This is a genomic window from Streptomyces sp. NPDC005485 (assembly GCF_040606085.1).
Lineage (GTDB): Bacteria > Actinomycetota > Actinomycetes > Streptomycetales > Streptomycetaceae > Streptomyces.
Genome location: NZ_JBEXDZ010000064.1, coordinates 13,801 through 35,272 on the forward strand (window position 1 = coordinate 13,801; position 21,472 = coordinate 35,272).

Below are 21,472 nucleotides of genomic sequence, written 5' to 3' on the forward strand. Positions count from 1 at the left end.
GCCGCTCATGTCCAGACGCCCGCCCCCCGCACCGAGGCGTCGCACCTTCCTGCACCGGGTTGCAGGCGCCGTCGCCGCGGGTGCCCTCGCACTCTCCGGTGCCGTTGCCCTCCCGGCGGCCACCGCCCACGCGGACACCACCGCAAAGGGCGATGTGATCGCCAACCTGTGGGAGTGGAACTGGAACTCGATCGCGTCCGAGTGCACCGACGTGCTCGGCCCGGCCGGCTACGGCGCCGTCCAGGTCGCCCCGCCCTCGGAGTCCCTCAAGCAGAGCAACTACTACTGGTGGGACGTCTACCAGCCGTACTCGTACAGCCTGAACAGCCGTTTCGGTACGGCGGCGCAGTTCGCGAGCATGGTCTCGGCCTGCCACGCGGCGGGCGTGAAGGTGTACACGGACGCGGTGATCAACCACACCGCCGCGCAGACCGGCACCGGCTACGACGGCACCACGCTCACCAACAAGTACGACACCCCGGACTGGAACCCGAGCGACTACCACACCTCGGCCGACTGCCCCACCTCCGACCTGATCATCCACGACTACTCGAACCTCACCCAGGTCCAGAACTGCGAACTGCTGGGCCTCTCCGACCTCAAGACCGGTGCGGACAGCGTCCGTTCGGGCATCGCGGCGTTCCTCAACAAGCAGATCGCGGTCGGCGTCGACGGCTTCCGCGTCGACTCCGCCAAGCACATCCCGGCCGCGGACATGTCGGCCATCGCGGCCAAGCTGAACACCACGACGCTGGGCTCGGCCCCGTACATCTTCGACGAGGTCTACCCCGGCTCGACCCCGCAGCCGAGCGACTACTACGGCTCCGGTGACGTCCTCGACTTCACCTACGCGAGCAAGATGAAGTCGGCGTTCCAGGGCAACGTCTCCGACCTGGAGTCGCTGTCGTCGTCGGGCATCCTCCCGGCAGCCAACTCGGTCTCCTTCGTCACGAACCACGACACCGAGCGCAACGGCCTGCACATGAGCTACAAGGACGGCGACAGCTACAAGCTCGCCAACCTCTTCCAGCTCGCCTACAAGTGGTCGACGCCGACGATCTACTCCAGCTGGCAGTGGAGCCAGAGCGACCAGGCTCCGCCGAACTCGTCCGGTCTCGTCACCGACACGGACTGCTCCGGCCAGTGGAACTGCCTCGACCGCGACACGGCCGTCGTCGGCATGGTGGCCTGGCACAACGCGGCCGGCAACGCGGCCGTCTCCAACTGGTCGACCAAGTCGTCCTCGGTCATCGGCTTCGGGCGCAGCGGCGCCGGTTTCTTCGCCGTCAACAACGGCTCCAGCGCCGCCACCTACACCTTCGCGACCGGCATGGCCGACGGCACGTACTCCAACGTCGTCAACGGCGGCGCCGGCAAGGTCACCGTGTCGGGCGGCAACGCTTCGATCACCATCCCCGCGAAGAACGCGGTCGCCTTCTACAACGGTTCCTACACCTGCACGGTCGGCTGCGACGACGGCGGAGGCTCCACCTCGACGGTGAACGCCACCTTCAACGAGTACGCGTCCACGACGACCGGCACGAACGTGTACGTCGTCGGCTCGATCTCCGAGCTGGGCTCCTGGGACACCTCCAAGGCGATCGCGCTGTCGTCCTCCGGGTACCCGGTCTGGTCGGGCGCGGCGAACGTGCCGATCAACACGTCCTTCACGTACAAATTCATAAAGAAGGACTCCTCCGGGAACGTGACCTGGGAGTCCAACGCCAACAGATCCGCGACGACGACCACGTCGGCGATCACGCTCAACAACTCCTGGAACGTGGCGAGCGCCTCAGCGACCGACGTCACCTTCAACGAGTACGCGACCACCACCACCGGCACCAACGTCTACGTCGTCGGCTCCATCGCCTCCCTCGGCTCCTGGAACACCAGCGACGCGATCCCGCTGTCGTCGGCGTTCTACCCGACGTGGAGCAAGCTGGTGATCGTCCCCAAGAGCACGACCTTCGCCTACAAATACATCAAGAAGGACGCGTCCGGGAACGTCACATGGGAGTCGGGCACCAACCGCTCGTACTCCACCGGCACGTCGAGCGGCTACACCGCGAACGACACCTGGAATTGACTTGTACTCCCTCCTGAAGGAGGGAGATTCTGGCCGTCCCGCCCGGTGCTGTGCCGCTACGCGGCGCTGGCTTCGGGCGGGATTCCGTGACTTCCTGTTTCTTTACGCCGTGCCAGAACTGGTTCTGGTCTTACCGGCGCTCCGCAGGCCGATACCGCCAGTCCGGCGGCCTGTTTGACGTTCTTGGCGGCGTTGAGGTCCCGGTCGTGCCGGGTGGCGCAGGAAGGGCAGGTCCATTCCCGCACGTGCAGGGGTTTGGGCCCGTCCTGGTGGCCGCAGGTGGAGCACACCTGGCTGGTGGGCTCGAACCGACCGATCTTCACGAACGTGCGCCCGTATCTTTCCGCCTTGTAGGCGAGCATGGTCACGAACTGGGACCAGCCCGCATCATGCACACTCTTGGCCAGCCTCGTGCGCGCGAGTCCCGACACCGCCAGATCCTCCACCGCGACCGATTGGTTCTCTCGGATCAACTTCGTGGAGAGCTGATGATGGAAATCCTTGCGCGCGTCCGCCACGACGGCGTGGGCGCGGGCGACCTTCAGGCGGGCCTTCTCACGGTTCCTGGACCCCTTCCGTTTACGGGACAGCTCCCGCTGCGCCTTCTTCAGCTTCTTCTCCGCGCGACGCAGAAACCGCGGAGAGTCAATCTTCGTGCCGTCCGAGAGAACCGCGAAGTACCTGAGCCCCAGGTCGATGCCGACGGCGGCGTCCGGTTCCGGCTCACCCCAGCAGGCCCGGTCGGCGTCGGGGTCGGTAGCGATGACGAAACTGGCGAAGTACCGTCCGGCCGCATCCTTGATCACCGTCACGCTCGACGGCGTCACGGGCAGGCTGCGGGACCACTTCACCTTGATGCCGCCGATCTTCGGCAACAGCAGCCGCCCGCCATCGGTGATCTTCCAGCGCGCGTTCGCTGTGAACCGGATCGACTGGCGGGCATCCTTACGGGACTTGAGCCGGGGCGACCTTGCCTTCCGGCCCTTGCGTGCACCCTTGAGGGAAGCGAAGAAGGTCTTGTACGCGGCCTCGGCATCCCGCAGGGCCTGTTGCAGGACGACCGAGGAGACGTCGGCCAGCCACGAACGTTCCGGAGTGTTCTTGGCCCGGGTGATCAACTGTTGGGACAGGGCGGCCGCGGTCGGGAACGGCTCCCTGGCCTTGCGGGCGTCCTCGCGAGCACGCACCACATCGTTGAACACGACGCGGGCACACCCGAACGCCCTGGCCAGTGCGATGCGTTGACCGGGCTCCGGGTACACACGGAAGCTGTACCGAAGCTGCATGCGGTGATCGTACGAAGGTGCCCCATCCCCTGTCGTCGGGAACATGCGTCCGATCCATCACCATCGGCAAGCAGGACCCGGCTTCGCCGGAAAGTTTCGCTGCGGCACTCCCCGCAGCACCAAAGAGACCGGCTTCACCACCGGCGTGAACCCCGTGGCATTGCCGATGAATCCGGGTCGCGAGCACCAGCGGGCCGGGGCCCGGTCACCGTGGGAGCGGTGGCCGGGCCCTGTGCGTGCGCGGGAGTTCAGCAGCTGGTCTTGCCCGAGTAGATCGCCAGCGCGGTGTTGGCGCCGAGGGTCGCAGTGAACTGGCCCGAACCGTTCACGCTCACCGCCGCATTGTTCTGGACATCACAGTACGTACCCGCAGCCAGTGACGTCTGGTAGGTGCGGCTGAGGGACGAGGTCTCGTGGTTGATCGCCACGAAGCCCTTGCTGCCGCGGCCGAAGGCGATCGCGTCGTTGCCGTTGTCCCACCAGTTGGTCATGGACGCGCCGCGGGTGGTGTTGCGGAAGGCGACCATGGACTTGATCTCCGGCCAGGCGTGCTGGCACTTCCAGCCGTCCTGCCAACAGGCCGTCACCGAGCCGCCGTTGGGCGGGCCCGCGTCCGTGGACGACCACTCGTAGCCGGAGTTGATGTCCGGGGCGCCGTACGGGTAGGCGAGCATGAAGACGTTGGCCAGGGTGTAGTTGGCGCCGTCCTTGTAGTTCAGGGTGCTGCCGTTGCGCTCGGTGTCGTGGTTGTCGACGAAGACGCCGGAGACGGAGCTGCTCATGTAGCCCCAGCCCTCGCCGTAGTTCTTCAGGTAGGCGAGGTTCTCGTTGTTGAAGACCCGCTTGAGGTCGTAGGCGTAGCGGAACTCCTGGACGTCGCCGTTGCCCGTGTACTCGGTGGGCTGGACGGCCTCCCCGCTGCCGTAGATGACCTCCTGCTTCCAGTACACCGACGTGTTGCTCAGCCGGGACTTGATGTTGGCGAGGTCGGCCGCGGGGATGTGCTTGGCCGCGTCGATGCGGAAGCCGTCGGCGCCGTAGCCGAGCAGGGTGTTCATGTAACCGGCGATCTTCGACTGGACGTAGTCCTCGCCCGTGTCCAGGTCGGCGAGCCCGACGAGCTCGCAGTTCTGGACGTTGGTGCGGTTGGTGTAGTCGCTGATCGTCGCCGTGCAGTCGTCCATGTCGTACGACGAGTACAGGCCCGGGTAGTTGTACTTCGTGTACGAGGAGCCGCCGGTGCCGGTGCCGCTGCCCGCCGACATGTGGTTGACGACCGTGTCGACCACGACCTTCACGCCCGCCGCGTGACACGTGTTGATCATGTTCTGGAAGGCGGTGGCGTCGCCGAGCCGCCCGGCGATCTTGTAGCTGACCGGCTGGTACGACGTCCACCACTGGGAGCCCTGTATGTGCTCGGCGGGCGGTGAGACCTGGACGTAGCCGTATCCGGCGGGGCCGAGGGTGTTGGTGCACTCCTTGGCGACCGAGGCGAAGTTCCACTCGAAGAGGACGGCGGTGACGTCCTTGGTGCCGGGCGGGGACGCCTCGGCGATGCCCGTGGGAACGGTGAGCGAGACCGCCATGCCGGCCGCGAGGGCGACCGAGGCGGCCAGAGTCTTCCTGACCATGTGTACTCCTGCACTTCGTCGTGCGGGTGGGGGGATGGAGCGAAGGGCGATGCGAGTTTCGTACCGATATGCCCCTGTGTGAGGCATTGACGGCCGTCCGCCTGCACACCGTTGCGTGATCAACAAGGCCGGACGTGAGCGGGAACGTATCTCCGGCTGTCAGGTTTCAGCAAGATGTCGTAACAACTTTCAACAGATGGCTTACCACCGCCAGTTCACCCGTCAAGGTGACCGGGGCCACGCGGGACCGCCCCCAGGCTGCCGACACATGCCGGTAACGGGAACGTCACGCTTCCCGGATCTTGCAGAAAATCCCTTGCAACGTCTTTCGCAAGGACTTGCAGCGCTGTTAGCTTCCCTTTCAGCCCGGCGGCCGTCGAAGGGACAGACGGCACCCGCGGTCCTCCCAAGGGAAGATCCGGGCACCCCTCTTCTAGGAGCTCATATGCGACGTGGCATATCGATCGCCGCCGCGGTGACCGTCATCGCGCTGTCCGCGACCGCCTGCGGTGGTTCCGACGACAACTCGTCGAGCAAGCCGAAGGACGCCAAGGACGTCTCGGGTTCGATCACCTACTGGGACACCTCGGATGCGGCGACCGAAGCTCCGACGTACAAGGCCCTGATCAAGAAGTTCGAGGCCAAGTACCCGAAGATCAAGGTGAACTACGAGAGCATCCCGTTCACCGACGTCGAGCAGAAGTTCAAGTCCGCCGCGAAGAGCGGCAAGGGCGCCCCGGACGTCGTCCGCACCGACGTGGGCCTGATGGCCGAGTACGCGTCCCTCGGTTACATCGCCCCGCTCGACGGCACCACCGCGCTGACGAGCACCTCGGACTTCAACTCGGGCCCGATGGACACCACCAAGTACAACGGCAAGACGTACGGCGTCCCGTCCGTCACCGACACCCTGGGCCTGCTCTACAACAAGGAGCTGCTCAAGAAGGCCGGCATCGACGCGCCGCCCACCACGTGGGACGAGTTCATCAGCGACTCGAAGACGATCAAGAAGAAGACCGGGGCATACGGCACCTACCTCAACCCCGACTCCTACTTCCTGCTCCCGCTGCTCTACAGCAACGGCGCGGACATGGCCGACACCTCGTCGAAGAAGATCACCATCAGTGACGACGCCGCCGTCACCGCGCTGACCACGGCGAAGAAGATCAACGACGAGGCGTCGATGAAGGTCGACTTCGCGAACGCCTACCAGAACATGCAGACGGCCTTCAAGAACGGCAAGGTCGCCATGCTGATCCAGGGCCCCTGGTCCGTCGGCGACGACGTCACCGGCAAGGCCTTCAAGGGCAACGAGGACAACCTCGGCTACGCGCCCGTCCCGGCCGGTGCGGGCGGCAAGGCACAGGCCCCGACCGGCGGCCACAACCTCACGGTCTACCAGGGCTCGAAGAACCTCGACGCCAGCTACCTGTTCACTCAGTTCATGACGTCCACCGAGAGCCAGGTCGACATCGCGACGAAGACGGGCACGCTGCCGACCCGCAAGTCGGCCTACACCTCCGAGGTCACCGCGAACGCCAAGATCGCCGGCTTCAAGCCGATCCTGGAGCAGACCGCCCGCCCGCGCGTCGCGCTCCCCCAGGTCGGCTCGCTCTTCACGCCGCTCGCCCAGAACTACGTGAAGATCCTGCAGGGCGACTCGTCCGTCAAGGACGGGCTCGACCGCACCGCCAAGGAGTTCCAGAAGCTCCTGCCCGGCTACTCCATCGGCTGATCACCCACCCGGTAGCCAGTAGGCAATCAAGGACACGCAGCCCCGGGGAAGGACTTACCCCGCTGCCGCCCCGCCTGGGGCTCCCCTGGGGCTGCGGAACCACCAGGACCCGGCGGGTTTCGCGAGAAACCCGCCGGACTCCACCCAGACTTCCGCCGCGAAAGAGCCGATGAGGATGACGACCGCAGCGAGCACCGAGAATTCCGGCAAGACAGCGCGAGGCGACAAGGCCGCGCGCCCCCCACGCGTTTCGGCGCTCCGACGGTCCTGGGACAAGTACTGGTACGCCTGGGCCATGGTGGCCCCGGTCGCCATCGTCCTGGCCGTCCTCGTCCTCTACCCCCTCGGATACGGCATCTACCAGTCGCTGACCGACGCCAACGAGGCGAACGTCGCGACCACCATCGGCGCCTTCCACCGCCCGGCCACCTACCAGTTCGTCGGACTCGACAACTACTGGGACGTGCTGACCGGCGCCGACAGCGACTTCTACCCGCGCCTGGTGTGGACGGTCATCTGGACCGTCTCCTGCGTGACGCTCCAGGTCGGCCTCGGCATGGGTCTCGCGGTGCTGCTCAACCGCAAGGTCCGCTTCCGCGGCTTCTACCGCGCGATGCTGATCCTGCCCTGGGCGGTCCCGTCGTTCATCGGTGTGTTCGCCTGGCGGCTGATGCTCAACTCGCAGTACGGCGTGTTCAACGAGGTCATCACCGCGTTCGGCCTGCCCGCGCAGGACTGGCTCGGCACCCCGTTCGCCCAGAAGGTCGCCGTCATCATGGTGAACGTCTGGATCGGCATCCCGTTCAACATGGTCGCGGTCCTCGGCGGACTGCAGTCCATCCCCAAGGAGTTGTACGAGGCCGCCGAGATGGACGGCGCCTCGCCCTGGCAGCGCTTCGTCAACGTGACGCTGCCCGGCCTGCGTCCGGTGACGAACACGGTGATCCTGCTCGGCTGCATCTGGACGTTCAACATGTTCAACGTCATCTATCTGCTGCTGGGCAACAACACGAGCGGCGACGCCGACATCCTGGTCACCTTCGCCTTCCGCAAGGCCTTCACCGGCATCTCGGACTACGCCGGGGCCGCGACCTACGGAATCATCATCCTCGCCCTCCTGATGGCCTTCTCGACCTTCTACCGCCGCAGCACCCTGAAGTCCGAGCAGGCGTAAGGAGCCCTCGCCATGACCGCAGCAACCCACGAGACCTCCGCGTCCGCTCCCACCACCTCCCGCAGGTCCGCCACGGCCGTCCCCCGCAAGGTGCGAGGCCGCGAGGAGCGCAGCCTCGGCTCGTCGATCGCCCTGCACGCCACCCTGATCCTGGCCACGGTGATCGCGGCCTTCCCGGTGGTGTGGATCCTGTTCATCTCGCTCGGCCCGAAGGACGCCTGGCAGGAGCCGGGCAAGGTGCTCGGCAACCTGAGCCTGCACAACTACAGCGACGTACTGGCGCATTCGGATCTGCCGAAGTGGTTCCTCAACACCGTCATCGTCGCCGGCGGCACCACGGTGCTCGGTGTCTTCCTCGCCGCGACCGCGGGCTACGCGGTGTCGCGGATGAAGTTCCCGGGCAGCAAGCAGTTGATGTGGACGTTCCTGGTCACCCAGATGTTCCCCAGTATCGTGCTGATCGTGCCGCTGTACCTGCTGATGTCCGAGCTGAACCTGCTGGACAACTACCTCGGCCTGATCCTGGCGTACGCGACGACGGCAGTGCCGTTCTGCGCCTGGATGATGAAGGGGTACTTCGACACGATCCCCAAGGAGATAGACGAGGCGGGCCGGGTGGACGGCCTGACCCCCTTCGGCACGTTCTGGCGGCTCATCGTGCCGCTGGCGAAGCCGGGCCTCGCGGTGACCGCGTTCTACAGCTTCCTCACCGCCTGGGGTGAGGTCGCGTACGCCACGCAGTTCATGCAGTCCGACCACTACACGCTCTCCGTCGGCATCCGCACCTTCGCGCAGGACCAGCGGCCCGACTGGGCGTGGACCTCGGCCACGGCGATCATCATCACGATCCCGGCGGCCATCGTCTTCATGCTGGTGCAGCGCAGCCTGGTCTCCGGGCTGACCGCCGGCGGCACCAAGTCGTGACGGCCTTCCCGCACTTAGGGAGCTCCTGATGGATCTCCGCGGCGTCACGACGCCTGGCACGCACGCTCCACGGAGATCCATCAGTAGCCCCCTGGCAAGCCCCGCAAGCGCCTCCGTCGATCCCCCCGCACCCCTAAGGGAATCCATGACCCAGCACGTCACCGACGCACTCCCCACCGACGCCTCCTCCGCCGCCTCCGGGCGCCGGGAGTGGTGGCGCGACGCGGTCATCTACCAGGTCTACCCGCGCAGTTTCGCCGACGGCAACGGCGACGGCATGGGCGACCTGCCCGGCGTCCGCGCCCGGCTGCCGTACCTGAAGCAGCTCGGTGTCGACGCGGTGTGGCTCTCCCCCTTCTACGCTTCCCCGCAGGCGGACGCGGGCTACGACGTGGCCGACTACCGTGCCGTCGACCCGATGTTCGGCAATCTGACGGACGCCGACGACCTCGTCCGGGACGCGCACGCGCTGGGTCTGCGCGTCATCGTCGACCTGGTGCCCAACCACTGCTCCGACCAGCACGAGTGGTTCAAGCAGGCGCTGCGCGAGGGCCCGGGTTCGCCGCTGAGGGAGCGCTTCCACTTCCGTGCGGGCAAGGGCGACAGCGGTGAACTGCCGCCGAACGACTGGGAGTCCATCTTCGGCGGCCCGGCGTGGACGCGCGTGCCGGACGGCGACTGGTACCTCCATCTGTTCGCGCCCGAGCAGCCCGACTTCAACTGGGAGCACCCGGCCGTCCACGACGAGTTCCGCTCCATCCTGCGGTTCTGGCTGGACCTGGGCATCGACGGCTTCCGTATCGACGTGGCCCACGGTCTGGTCAAGGCGGCGGGCCTGCCGGACATCGGCCACGACGAGCAGGTCAAGCTGCTCGGCACCGAGGCCGTGCCGTACTTCGACCAGGACGGCGTGCACGAGATCTACCGCAGCTGGCGCCGGATCCTCGACGAGTACACGGGTGAGCGGATCGCCGTCGCGGAGGCGTGGACGCCGACCGTCGAACGCAGCGCGCTGTATCTGCGCCCGGACGAGCTGCACCAGGCGTTCAACTTCTCCTACCTCACCACCGAGTGGAACGCGACCGACCTGCGCGAGGTCATCGACCGCTCGCTCGGCGCGATGAACGCGGTGCACGCGCCCGCGACATGGGTGCTCTCCAACCACGACGTCGTACGGCACTCCACGCGTCTCGCGGAAGGGGACGAGGCGCGTGGTCTGCGCCGGGCCAGGGCGGCGACCCTGCTGATGCTGGCGCTGCCCGGCTCGGCGTACCTCTACCAGGGCGAGGAGCTCGGTCTGCCCGAGGTCGTCGACCTGCCCGACGAGGTGCGCCAAGACCCGGCGTTCTTCCGCAGCGCGGGGCAGGACGGCACCCGTGACGGCTGCCGGGTACCGATGCCGTGGTCGGGCGAGGTCGCGCCGTTCGGCTTCGGTCCCGTCGAGGGCGGGCCGAGCTGGCTGCCGCAGCCGGCCGGCTGGAAGCACCTGACGGTGGAGGCGCAGGAGGGCGACCCCACCTCGACGCTGGAGTTCTACCGCAGTGCGCTCGCGGTGCGCCGCGACCACCCGGCGCTCGGCGCGGGCCGCCGGATCGACTGGCTGCCGGCTCCGGAGGGTGTGCTGTCCTTCCGCCGCGACACCGAACAGGGCTCCTTCGTCTGCACGGTGAACCTCACCGGGGCCCCGGTGCGGGTGCCGACGCCGGGCAGCGTGCTGCTGGCGAGTGCGGATGTCGAGGCGGGCGCCGAGGCGACCGAACTGCCCGCGGATTCAACGGTCTGGTGGGCAGCCTGACATGCGACCGGTACAGTCCAATCCTGTGACCACACGGCTTGCCGACATCGCAGCCCAGGCGGGGGTCAGCGAGGCGACTGTCAGCCGCGTCCTGAACGGGAAGCCGGGCGTCGCCGCCACCACCCGCCAGTCGGTGCTGGCCGCCCTCGACGTACTGGGCTACGAGCGCCCGGTGCGGCTGCGGCAGCGCAGCGAGGGCCTGGTGGGGCTGATCACGCCGGAGCTGGAGAACCCGATATTCCCTGCCCTGGCGCAGGTCATCGGCCAGGCGCTGACCCGGCAGGGCTACACGCCGGTGCTCGCCACCCAGACCCCGGGCGGCTCCACCGAGGACGAACTGACGGAGATGCTGGTGGACCGCGGGGTCGCGGGCATCATCTTCGTCTCCGGGCTGCACGCGGACACGTCCGCGGACATGCAGCGCTACGAGCAGTTGCGCGCGCAGGGTGTTCCGTTCGTCCTGGTGGACGGCTTCTCGCCGAAGGTGCAGGCGCCGTTCATATCGCCCGACGACCGGGCGGCGATGGCGCTCGCGGTCACCCACCTCGTCTCGCTGGGGCACAGCGGCATAGGTCTGGCTCTCGGTCCGAAGCGGTTCGTGCCGGTCCAGCGCAAGATCGAGGGCTTTGTGCGCGCGATGCAGGACCAGCTCGGGCTGAGCCCCGACGACATCGAGCAGCGACTGGTCCAGCACTCGCTGTACACGCTGGAGGGCGGGCAGGCGGCGGCCGCCGCGCTCATGGACCGCGGCTGCACGGCGGTGGTGTGCGCGAGCGACATGATGGCGCTGGGCGCGATACGGGCGGCGCGGCAGCGCGGTCTGGAGGTGCCGACCGACATCTCGGTGGTCGGCTTCGACGACTCGCCGCTGATCGCGTTCACCGATCCGCCCCTGACGACGGTCCGCAAGCCGGTCCCGGCGATGGGACAGGCGGCGGTGCGTACGTTGCTGGAGGAGATCGGCGGGACGCCTGCGCCGCACAGTGAGTTCGTGTTCATGCCGGAGCTGGTGGTGCGCGGTTCGACCGCTTCTGCCCCTGGGGACCGGAATCGTCCCTAGGGAGGACCGGGGGCGCATGGGGGGCCTCCCCCGGGTGGAGAACGTGCGTCGTGGACCCGACCAGGGGATGATCGGCGTGGGAAGGGATTTCTGGCAGACTCTGTGCCTATGGGTGAGACGACCGTGACGACACTGGAAGGCCAGGAGCAGACCACTCCACGCCCCGTCGCGGACGAGCGTGCGGAGAAGGGATTCCTGCGCCGGGTTCGGACTCCGCGCCGCCCCCGCCTCTGGTTCGAGATCCTGCTGATCGCGGTGAGTTACTGGACGTACTCGCTCATCCGCAACGCGGTGCCGGAGCAGAAGGCCGAGGCGCTGCGCAACGCCGACTGGATCTGGCGGATGGAGCACCATCTCGGCATCGCCGTCGAGGAGTCCGTCAACCACGGCGTGAACTCGGTGACATGGCTGATCGTCGGCATGAACTACTACTACGCGACGCTGCACTTCGTGGTGACGCTGGGTGTGCTGGTGTGGCTGTTCCGTAGCCATCCCGGCCGCTATGCCGCGGCGCGTCTGGCCCTCTTCGCCACCACGGTGGTCGCCCTGGTCGGCTACTACTTCTTCCCGCTGGCCCCGCCCCGCCTGATGAACGGCGGCGACTTCATCGACACGGTCGTGGTGCACCAGACGTGGGGCTCGATGGCGTCGGGCGACCTGAAGCACATGTCGAACCAGTACGCGGCGATGCCGTCGATGCACATCGGCTGGTCGCTGTGGTCCGGGCTGACGATCTTCGCTCTGGCGTCGGCGCCGTGGGCGCGCATCCTGGGTCTGCTCTACCCGGCGGCCACCCTGACCGTCATCGTCGCCACGGCCAACCACTTCTGGCTGGACGCGGTGGGCGGCATGCTCTGCCTGGCCTTCGGCTTCGCGGTGGCCCGCCTCTGGTACGGATCACTGCCGTACGCCCTGCCGCGCACCGTGGCCGCGCGGGGCGGGCTCCTGCTGTCCACGAAGCTGTAGGACCGCCGGGCGTCAGCCTGCGCGGGCAGCGTCCCGCAGGGCGTCGAGCAGGCCTCGCAGGGCGGGTCCCAGCGGCGCCGTCTCCCGTACGGCCGCGTAGATCGACCGCACGGGCTCGGGGCCCCGCACCTCGCGCACCACGACGCCGGGATGGTGTGCGCCCAGTCCGAGCCGGGGGGTCAGGCTGACACCCAGTCCTGCCGCGACGAAGCCCTGTGCGGTCACGTAGTCCTCGCTCTCCACGACGAAGTCGGGGGTGAACCCGGCCGCGGCGCAGGCGTCGAGCTGGGGGTCGAGGCAGGGGCCCGCCCGCTCGCTGCCGACCCATGGCTCCTCGGCCAGCTCGGCGAGGTCGATCACGCGCTGCGCGGCGAGCCGGTGCCCCCGGGGCAGCACCGCGCGGTAGGGGTCGTCGAGCAGATGCACCAGCCGTACGCCGGTGTGGTCGGCGTCGCGCGGGCGCACCACCAGTGCGAGGTCGGCCCGTCCCTCCCGTACGTCGGGCAGCGGGTCCTCGGGGTCGATGAGCTTCAACTCGACCTGGACACGCGGGTGTTCAGCACGCATCCGGGCGATCGCGGGGGCCACCAGCGGCGCCCCGGCGGTGGCGAAGTAGCGCACGGCGAGCCGGCCGGTGCGCCCGGCGAGCAGGTCGCCGAGGGCGGTCTCCGCCTCGGCGACCTGGCGGCCGATGACGTCCGCGTACTCGGTGAGCAGCAGCCCTGCCGGGGTGGGCCGCACCCCGCGCCCGACCCGCTCCAGGAGTGCCGTCCCGGCCTCCTTCTCCAGCGCGGCGACCTGCTGGCTGACGGCGGACGGCGTGTATCCCAGACAGGCCGCCGCGGCCGTCACCGACCCGTTGCCGACCACGGCCTTCAGGACCTGCATGCGTCGCACATCAAGCATGCAGCAGAGCTTAACAGTGCATGCACCACTTTTCACTTGTCCTCACAAGTGAAGTGCTCGACCCTGAATCCATGCCCCGCCACCTCTCCTCGTCGCTCCGCATGGCCGTGCTCGCCCTTCTGTGGGGTTCGGGCTTCCTCTGGATCAAAGTGGCCCTCAACCACGGCCTGTCCCCCGCCCAGATCACCATCACGCGCTGCGCCCTCGGCACGCTGGTCCTGCTGGCCCTCGCCCGCCGCGCAGGCCAGCGCCTCCCGAGGGACCGTGCGACCTGGCGCCACCTGGCCGTGGCCGCCCTCTTCTGCAACGCCATCCCCTTCGCCCTGTTCGGCATCGGCGAGCAGACGGTCGACTCGGGCATCGCGGGCGTCCTGAACGCCACCACTCCCCTGTGGTCCCTTCTGATCGGCGCCCTCCTGGGCACCGAGCGGGACCTGCGCCCGCTGCGTCTGACGGGCCTGGCCCTGGGCTTCGCAGGCACCCTGCTGATCTTCGCCCCGTGGCACCGGTCGGGTCTGCTGTCGTGGAGCGCCCTGTCCCTGCTGGGCGCGGCCGCGAGCTATGCGATCGCCTTCGCCTACATGGCCCGCAAGCTCACCCACAACGCGGCCCCCATGGCCACGTCGGCCGCCCAGCTCCTCGCCGCCACGGCCTGGACCACGCTCGCCCTGCCCGCCGCGGGCCCCCTGCGCCCCGACGCCACCGCCCTGCTGGCGGTCACCGTCCTGGGCATCCTGGGCACCGGCGTCACCTTCTACCTCAACTACCGTCTGATAGCGGACGAGGGCCCGACCAGCGCGGCCACCGTCGGCTATCTCCTGCCGGTCGTCTCGGTGGCCCTGGGCGCCCTCGTCCTGCACGAGGCCGTGGGGGTCCGGGTGCTCGTGGGCATGGCGGTGGTGCTGACCGGGGTGGGCATGACCCGCAGCCGCGGGAAGGCGGAAGAAGCAGGAACAGGGGCAGGGGCTAGCCCCCGTAGAACAACTCCTCCGCCACGGCCCGAGCCCGTCGCGTAGTGCGCCGGTAGCCGTCGATCATGTCGCCCACGTGCCCCGGTCCGTACCCCAGGTACCGTCCCACGGCGGCGAGTTCACGCCCGTCCGAGGGGAAGGTGTCACCGGCCCGCCCGCGTACCAGCATCACGGCGTTGCGCACGCGGGTGGCCAGCACCCAGGCCTCGTCCAGTATCGCCGCGTCCTCCGAGGAGATGAGCTGCGCGGCACACGCGGCGGCGAGCGCCTCGCGGGTGCGGGTGGTGCGCAGGCCCGGTTCCTCCCAGCCGTGGCGCAGTTGCAGCAGCTGCACGGTCCACTCGACGTCGGACAGCCCGCCGCGCCCGAGCTTGGTGTGCAGCGTGGGATCGGCCCCGCGCGGCATCCGCTCGGACTCCATTCGCGCCTTCAGCCGCCGGATCTCGCGTACGGCGTCGTCCCCCAGGCCCTCCGCCGGATACCGCAGCGGGTCGATCAGCTCGATGAACCGCTGCCCCAGCTCCCCGTCTCCCGCGACGACCTCGGCCCGCAGCAGGGCCTGCGACTCCCACACCAGCGACCAGCGCCGGTAGTAGGCCTCGTAGGACTTGAGGGTGCGCACCAGTGGCCCGGACTTGCCCTCGGGCCGCAGGTCGGCGTCGATCAGCAGCGGCGGATCGGCGCTCGGCACCTCCAGCAGCCGCCGCATCTCGGCGACCACGGCGTTCGCGGCGCGCGAGGCCTCCTGCTCGTCCACGCCCTCCCGCGGCTCGTGCACGAAGAGCACATCGGCGTCGGATCCGTAGCCCAGCTCGTGTCCGCCGAAGCGCCCCATGCCGATGACGGCGAAGCGGGTGGGCAGCGTGTCGCCCCAGCCGTCGCGGACGACGGCCCGCAGGGTCCCGGCGAGGGTGGCCGCCGTGAGGTCGGAGACCGCGGCGCCGACCCGGTCCACCAGGGCGCCCTGATCGGCCTCGGCCGGTGACTCCTCGGTGCCGTAGGAGGCGACGATGTCGGCGGCGGCCGTACGGAACAGCTCGCGCCGCCGCACTCCGCGCGCGGCGGTGACGGCCTGCCGGCCGCCGTCGGCGCGCCCCACCGCGGCGAGCACCTCCTGCTCCAGCAGCACACGGTCTCGCGGCGCGAGCCCGCCCGCGTCCCCGTCGCCGAGCAGCGCGACCGCCTCCGGGGCGCGCATCAGCAGGTCGGGGGCGAGCCGCCCGGCGGACAGCACCCGCGCCAGGTTCTCGGCGGCGGCTCCCTCGTCGCGCAACAGCCGTAGGTACCAAGGGGTCTTGCCGAGCGCGTCGGACACCTTGCGGAAGTTCAGCAGCCCGGCGTCCGGGTCGGCGGAGTCCGCGAACCAGCCGAGCAGGACGGGCAGCAGCGTGCGCTGGATGGCGGCCTTGCGGCTGACGCCGGAGGCGAGGGCCTCCAGATGGCGCAGGGCGGCGGCCGGGTCGGCGTACCCGAGGGCGACGAGCCGCTCGCGGGCCGCGTCGGCGCTCAACCGGGTCTCGCCCGGGGCGAGTTGGGCGACGGCGTCGAGCAGCGGCCGGTAGAAGAGCTTCTCGTGCAGCCGCCGTACGACGGAGGTGTGCCGCTTCCACTCGCGGTTCAGCTCGGCGACGGGATCGGTGCGCAGCCCGAGCGAGCGCCCGATGCGCCGCAGGTCGGCGTCGCCCTCGGGCACGAGGTGGGTGCGGCGCAGCCGGTAGAGCTGGATGCGGTGTTCCAGGGAGCGCAGGAAGCGGTAGGCGTCGTCGAGCTGGACGGCGTCGACGCGGCCCACGTAGCCGCCCTCGGCGAGGGACTTCAGCGCCTCCAGCGTGCTGCCGCTGCGCAGCGAGGTGTCGACCCGGCCGTGCACCAACTGCAGGAGCTGGACGGCGAATTCGACGTCCCTGAGGCCGCCGGGTCCGAGTTTCAGTTCGCGGTCGACCTCGGCGGCCGGGATGTTCTCCACGACCCGGCGGCGCATCTTCTGCACGTCGGGGACGAAGTTCTCGCGCTCGGCGGCGCCCCAGACGAGGGGCGCGAGGGTGGCGACGTACTGCTCGCCGAGTTCGAGGTCACCGGCCACCGGGCGGGCCTTGAGGAGCGCCTGGAACTCCCAGGTCTTGGCCCAGCGCTGGTAGTAGGCGAGGTGGCTGCTCAGCGTGCGGACCAGTGGCCCGTTGCGCCCCTCGGGGCGCAGGTTGGCGTCGACCGGCCAGATGGTGCCCTCGACTGTGGTCTCGGAGCAGATCCGCATCAGGTGGGAGGCGAGCCGGGTGGCGGCCTGGACGGCCTTGCCCTCGTCGGCCCCGTCGCCGGCCTCTCCGACGAAGATCACGTCGACGTCGGACACGTAGTTGAGTTCGTGGCCGCCGCACTTGCCCATCGCGATGACCGCGAGCCGGCACAGGGCGGCGTCGTCGGGGGCGGCGGCGCGCGCGATGGCGAGCGCGGCGCGCAGGGTCGCGGTCGCGAGGTCGGCGAGTTCGGCGGCGGTCTGGGCGATGTCGGTGGTGCCGCAGACGTCACGCGCGGCGATGGAGAGCAGGCAGCGCCGGTAGGCGACGCGCAGGGCGACGGGGTCGGCGGCATCGGCGAGGCCCCGCTCGAACTCGGCCACGCCGGGGTGCAGGTCCTGCGGCTCGTACATGACGAGCGCCTGCCAGTCGCGGGGGTGCCGGGCGAGGTGGTCGGCGAGGGCGGCGGAGGCGCCGAGCACGCCGAGGAGCCGGTCGCGCAGCGGCTTCGCCGCGATGAGCGTGTCGAGCAGCTCCTGCCGGTCGGTGTGGCCGCCCTGCGCCTCGACGAGCCGGACGAGCCCGAGCAGCGCCAGGTCGGGGTCGGCGGTCGCGCCCAGCGCGTCCAGCAGGACGGGGTCGGCCGTTATGGGCGCGAGCTCCGCGCTCTCCAGCAGCCGCTCGGCCGCCGACGGGTCGGTGAAGCCGTGCCGCAGCAGCCGCGTGAAGGTACTGCTCCTGCGCCCCGGCGCCGTCATCCCCGGCCTCCTGTCGGATCAAGGTCGTACGGAGTTGAGCCTAACCCGCGTCCGTACGGTGGCGCCCCGGGCGGGTTTCCGCTTCTGTATGGAAGGCCCGATGCGAGAGCCCTGTGCGTACGACAGAGGAGTCACACCGTGGACATGACGCTCGAAGTGATCCTGATGCCCGTCTCCGACGTGGACCGGGCGAAGGAGTTCTACCAGGACAAGGTCGGTTTCCATGTCGATCTGGACGCCGAGGTGATGGAGGGGGTGCGCATCGTGCAGCTGACCCCGCCCGGGTCGGGATGTTCGATCGCGCTGGTGGACGGGTTGCAGGTCCCGACGGGGACGCCGCAGCCGGGGACGTACCACGGGATGCAGCTGTGCGTCACGGACGCCAAGGCGGCGTACGACGAGCTGACGGCCCGCGGTGTGGAGGTCAGCGAGCCGCAGGCGTTCTCGCCGCAGGACGGCGGCACGTTCATGTACTTCAAGGACCCCGACGGCAACGGCTGGGCGGTCCAGGAGTACCGCAAGCGTGCCGAGCAGCCGCTGCACCGGCTGCTGACCGAGCTGGCCGCGCAGCCCGGGCCGGCGCAGTAGTTCACCCGATCTTCATCCGCGGGGTTGGGGAACGCGGCGCCGGGGAAAGTTGGCGTGTGCATGCTCTGTCCGCACCGCTCCCGCCCTCGTTCCCCCACTCCGGAGGTCTGTAGTGTCCGGCAGAACCGTGTACCGCCGCAGCCGTGCCCTCGTGGCGTCCGCCCTCGCCTTCACCGCGGCCGCGGCCGGCCTGTGGACCGGCCTCGGCGGCTTGTCCGAGGCGCACGCCGCGACCGGGGTCCCGACCCCGGACCACGTGATCGTCGTGGTCTTCGAGAACCACGCCTACAGCCAGGTGATCGGCTCCTCCAGCGCCCCCTACATCAACTCGCTCAAGACCGGCGGCGCCAACCTCTCCCAGTCGTACGCCGAGACGCACCCGAGCCAGCCCAACTACTACGCCCTGTTCTCCGGCTCCACGCAGGGCATCACGGACGACAGCTGCGTCACGCCCGGCTTCTCCTCCGCCGCGAACCTCGGCTCCGAGCTGATCGCCGCGGGCAAGACCTGGGGCAGCTACAACGAGACGCTGCCCAGCCAGGGTTCCACGACGTGCAGCAGCGGCAAGTACGCGCAGAAGCACAACCCGTGGTTCGGCTTCAGCAACGTACCGACGTCGACCGCGAAGACCTTCGCGCAGTTCCCCACGGACTACACGACGCTCCCGCAGGTCTCCTTCGTCGTCCCCAACCTGTGCAGCGACATGCACGACTGCTCGGTGTCCACCGGTGACACCTGGCTGAAGAACAATCTGGGCGCCTACGCCACCTGGGCCAAGACGCACAACAGTCTGCTCGTCGTCACCTTCGACGAGGACAACCGGCTCGCCGGCAACAAGATCCCGACGGTTCTCTACGGCCAGCAGGTGACCGCGGGTTCCTCGGCGTCCACCACCTACAACCACTACGACCTGCTGCGCACCCTGGAGGACATGCACGGCCTGACCTCGCACGCGGGCAACGCCGCCTCCGCCAAGGACATCACCGGCATCTGGACCTCGTGACATGTACGTAGCGGACAGTCGCGCCGGTACGACACCGGCGCCGGCGTCGTCCGCGGAAGGCGCCGCCCGGCCCCGTGCCGGGCGGCGCCGCGCCGCGGTCGCACCCACGGTGCTCGCGCTCGGCACCGTCAGCCTGATCACCGACATCTCCTCGGAGATGGTCACCGCGGTGCTCCCGCTCTACCTGGTGGCGGGCCTCGGCCTCTCCCCGCTCGGCTTCGGACTCCTCGACGGCGTCTACAACGGTTTCTCGGCGCTGGTGCGCCTGGTCGGCGGGCATCTGGCCGACCGCGGGGGCGGCCGCCACAAGTGGGTGGCGGGAGCCGGATACGCCCTGTCGGCGGCCTGCAAGCCGCTGCTGCTGGTGGCCCACACCCTCACCCCGATCGGGCTGGTCCTGGCCGCCGACCGCACCGGCAAGGGCCTGCGCACCGCCCCGCGCGACGCGTTGATCTCCCTGTCGAGCACGCCCGAGACGCGCGGGCGCGCCTTCGGCGTGCACCGCGCCATGGACACGGCGGGCGCGCTCCTCGGCCCGCTGGCCGCCTTCCTGATCCTGCGGGCGACGGTGGACGGGTACGACGCCGTGTTCACCGTCAGCTTCTGCGTGGCCGTGGTCGGGGTGCTGGTCCTGGTGCTGTTCGTGCCGGGCGGTTCGCGCACCTCGGGCACCCCCGACAAGACGGCTGCGCCACGGCCCACCCTGCGCGCCGCCCTCGCCCTGCTGCGCCGCCGCGACCTGCGCCGTATCGCCCTCTGCGCCCTGCTGCTGGGCCTCGCCACGGTCAGCGACTCCTTCGTCTATCTGCTGCTGCAACGGCGCCTGGACGTCCCCGACCGCTGGTTCGCGCTGCTCCCGCTCGGCACGGCGGCCGCGTTCCTGCTGCTGGCGGTCCCGCTGGGGCGGCTGGCCGACCGGATCGGCCGCTGGCACGTCTTCCTGGCGGGCCACGGCGCCCTGCTCCTCGCGTACGGCCTGCTGCTGTCCTCGTGGCACGGGAGCGCGCTGCCGTACGCCGTCCTCGTGCTGCACGGGAGCTTCTACGCGGCGACCGACGGTGTGCTGATGGCCGCCGCGTCGGACAGCGTTCCCGAGGAGCTGCGGTCCTCCGGGCTCGCCCTGGTGCAGACGGGGCAGGCGCTGGCGCGGTTCGTGTGCTCGATCGGGTTCGGTGCCGCGTGGACGCTGTGGGGCGACCGCAGCGCGCTCACCGTCGCGGCGGCCGCGCTCGCGGGGTGCGCCGCGGTCTCGTTCCTGCTCCGCCCCGCTCGTCCCGCTTCGATCGCGAAGGTCTCCGTATGACCGGCACCACCGCCATGACGGCCCGCAACCGCGTCCTCCTGCTCGTCGCGGCCGTGGTCGTGCTCGCCGCCGTCGCCACCGCCTCCGTCCTGCACGCATCCGCCCGCGCCGACCGCAGGAACCAGGCGCAGCCGGGCGGCCCCCGGATCACCGCGGGCACGGTCGCGCTGACCGGCGGCGGACGGATGGTGTTCCGGAACATGGCGTGGGGCCCGCACCGCGACGAGCTGACGACGGTCCCGGCGACGGACCCGGCGGGCGAGCGCACGGCGTCGAAGGTCAAGTGCCTGCGCTTCCACGCCGCCTCGGGCACCGGGGTGTGCCTCCAGGCGGTGCACGGCGCGGTGCAGGACACCTACCGGGCCGTGATCCTCGACGCGCACCTGAAGGAACGGGCGCACTACGACGTGCCGGGCATCCCCTCCCGCGCCCGCGTCTCCCCGAGCGGCCGCTTCGCCGCGTGGACGGCGTTCGTGGGCGGCGACTCGTACGCGGGCACCAACTTCTCGACGCGCGCCGCGATCGTCGACACGCGCACGGGCCGGCTGACCCCGTCCCTGGAGGCGTACCGCATCGTGAAGGACGGCCGGACCTACCGCGCGGCGGACGCCAACTTCTGGGGGGTCACCTTCGCCGCCGACGACCGCACGTTCTACGCGACGCTCGCGACCGGGGGCAGCACCTACCTGGTCCGGGGCGACCTGCGCGCCCGTACCGTCACCACCCTCCACACGAACGTCGAGTGCCCCTCCCTCTCGCCCGACGGCACCCGCGTCGCCTTCAAGAAGCGCGTGAAGGGTCTGTCGAAGGACGCGCCCTGGCGGCTGTACGTCCTCGATCTGCGCACGCTGCGCGAGACCCCTTCGGCGGAGTCCCGCAGCGTCGACGACCAGGCGGTCTGGCGGGACGACCACACCCTCGTCTACGCCCTGCCCGGCGACTACGGGGCGGACCTGTACGAGGTCGCGGCGGACGGCACGGGGGCGGCGCGGCGCATCAGCACCGCGGCGGTCTCCCCGGCGTTCCTGCCCTGACCGGCCGCGCAAGCACAG

General features: G+C 69.7%; 16 protein-coding genes. 12 read left to right on the plus strand and 4 right to left on the minus strand.

Annotated elements, in window-relative coordinates:
* The first annotated feature begins 7 nt into the window (after positions 1–7).
* The gene (locus tag ABZS97_RS22095; protein WP_356140005.1) at positions 8–2,086 is read left to right on the plus strand and encodes a carbohydrate-binding module family 20 domain-containing protein; all 2,079 of its coding nucleotides are present in this window, start codon (positions 8–10) and stop codon (positions 2,084–2,086) included.
* A 56-nt stretch (positions 2,087–2,142) separates the two neighbouring features.
* On the opposite strand, the gene ABZS97_RS22100 is transcribed toward ABZS97_RS22095, so the two are convergent.
* Entirely contained in the window at positions 2,143–3,372 is a 1,230-nt protein-coding gene (locus ABZS97_RS22100; protein ID WP_356140006.1) for an RNA-guided endonuclease TnpB family protein, read from the minus strand.
* A gap of 248 nt (positions 3,373–3,620) precedes the next feature.
* A complete protein-coding gene (locus ABZS97_RS22105) occupies positions 3,621–5,003 on the minus strand; it encodes an alpha-amylase family protein (protein WP_356140007.1) in 1,383 nt (460 codons plus the stop codon).
* A 445-nt stretch (positions 5,004–5,448) separates the two neighbouring features.
* On the opposite strand from ABZS97_RS22105, the gene ABZS97_RS22110 reads away from it, so the two are divergent.
* The 6 genes from ABZS97_RS22110 to ABZS97_RS22135 all read left to right on the plus strand — a co-directional run bounded on the left by ABZS97_RS22110 (position 5,449) and on the right by ABZS97_RS22135 (position 12,657).
* Entirely contained in the window at positions 5,449–6,738 is a 1,290-nt protein-coding gene (locus ABZS97_RS22110; RefSeq protein ID WP_356140008.1) for an extracellular solute-binding protein, read from the plus strand.
* A gap of 175 nt (positions 6,739–6,913) precedes the next feature.
* A complete protein-coding gene (locus ABZS97_RS22115; protein ID WP_356140009.1) occupies positions 6,914–7,912 on the plus strand; it encodes a sugar ABC transporter permease in 999 nt (332 codons plus the stop codon).
* Between the two features lie 12 nt (positions 7,913–7,924).
* The gene (locus ABZS97_RS22120; RefSeq protein ID WP_356140010.1) at positions 7,925–8,836 is read left to right on the plus strand and encodes a carbohydrate ABC transporter permease; all 912 of its coding nucleotides are present in this window, start codon (positions 7,925–7,927) and stop codon (positions 8,834–8,836) included.
* A gap of 145 nt (positions 8,837–8,981) precedes the next feature.
* Positions 8,982–10,631, plus strand: coding sequence for a glycoside hydrolase family 13 protein (locus ABZS97_RS22125; protein WP_356140011.1), 1,650 nt, complete (start codon positions 8,982–8,984; stop codon positions 10,629–10,631).
* A gap of 25 nt (positions 10,632–10,656) precedes the next feature.
* Positions 10,657–11,691 (plus strand): LacI family DNA-binding transcriptional regulator, encoded by a 1,035-nt coding sequence (locus ABZS97_RS22130; protein ID WP_356140012.1) that lies wholly within the window; start codon positions 10,657–10,659, stop codon positions 11,689–11,691.
* 108 nt (positions 11,692–11,799) lie between these two features.
* On the plus strand, positions 11,800–12,657 hold the full coding sequence (locus ABZS97_RS22135; RefSeq protein ID WP_356140013.1) for a phosphatase PAP2 family protein: 858 nt from the start codon (positions 11,800–11,802) through the stop codon (positions 12,655–12,657).
* Positions 12,658–12,669: 12 nt separating this feature from the next.
* On the opposite strand, the gene ABZS97_RS22140 is transcribed toward ABZS97_RS22135, so the two are convergent.
* Entirely contained in the window at positions 12,670–13,563 is an 894-nt protein-coding gene (locus tag ABZS97_RS22140; RefSeq protein ID WP_356140014.1) for a LysR family transcriptional regulator, read from the minus strand.
* Between the two features lie 71 nt (positions 13,564–13,634).
* Here ABZS97_RS22140 and ABZS97_RS22145 point away from each other — a divergent pair, with 71 nt between their 5' ends.
* A complete protein-coding gene (locus tag ABZS97_RS22145; protein WP_356140015.1) occupies positions 13,635–14,579 on the plus strand; it encodes a DMT family transporter in 945 nt (314 codons plus the stop codon).
* On the opposite strand, the gene ABZS97_RS22150 is transcribed toward ABZS97_RS22145, so the two are convergent.
* The gene (locus ABZS97_RS22150; RefSeq protein ID WP_356140016.1) at positions 14,530–17,526 is read right to left on the minus strand and encodes a bifunctional [glutamine synthetase] adenylyltransferase/[glutamine synthetase]-adenylyl-L-tyrosine phosphorylase; all 2,997 of its coding nucleotides are present in this window, start codon (positions 17,524–17,526) and stop codon (positions 14,530–14,532) included. The genes ABZS97_RS22145 and ABZS97_RS22150 overlap by 50 nt on opposite strands.
* 138 nt (positions 17,527–17,664) lie before the next feature.
* Between ABZS97_RS22150 and ABZS97_RS22155 the strand changes: the two genes are divergently transcribed.
* The 4 genes from ABZS97_RS22155 (at position 17,665) to ABZS97_RS22170 (ending at position 21,454) form a co-directional block, all read left to right on the plus strand.
* Positions 17,665–18,114, plus strand: a complete 450-nt coding sequence (locus ABZS97_RS22155; protein WP_356140017.1) for a VOC family protein — start codon at positions 17,665–17,667, stop codon at positions 18,112–18,114.
* 112 nt (positions 18,115–18,226) lie between these two features.
* Positions 18,227–19,117, plus strand: coding sequence for an alkaline phosphatase family protein (locus ABZS97_RS22160; protein ID WP_356140018.1), 891 nt, complete (start codon positions 18,227–18,229; stop codon positions 19,115–19,117).
* A 1-nt stretch (position 19,118) separates the two neighbouring features.
* On the plus strand, positions 19,119–20,420 hold the full coding sequence (locus ABZS97_RS22165; protein WP_356140019.1) for an MFS transporter: 1,302 nt from the start codon (positions 19,119–19,121) through the stop codon (positions 20,418–20,420).
* A 14-nt stretch (positions 20,421–20,434) separates the two neighbouring features.
* Entirely contained in the window at positions 20,435–21,454 is a 1,020-nt protein-coding gene (locus ABZS97_RS22170) for a TolB-like translocation protein (RefSeq protein ID WP_356140031.1), read from the plus strand.
* Positions 21,455–21,472: the final 18 nt, after the last annotated feature.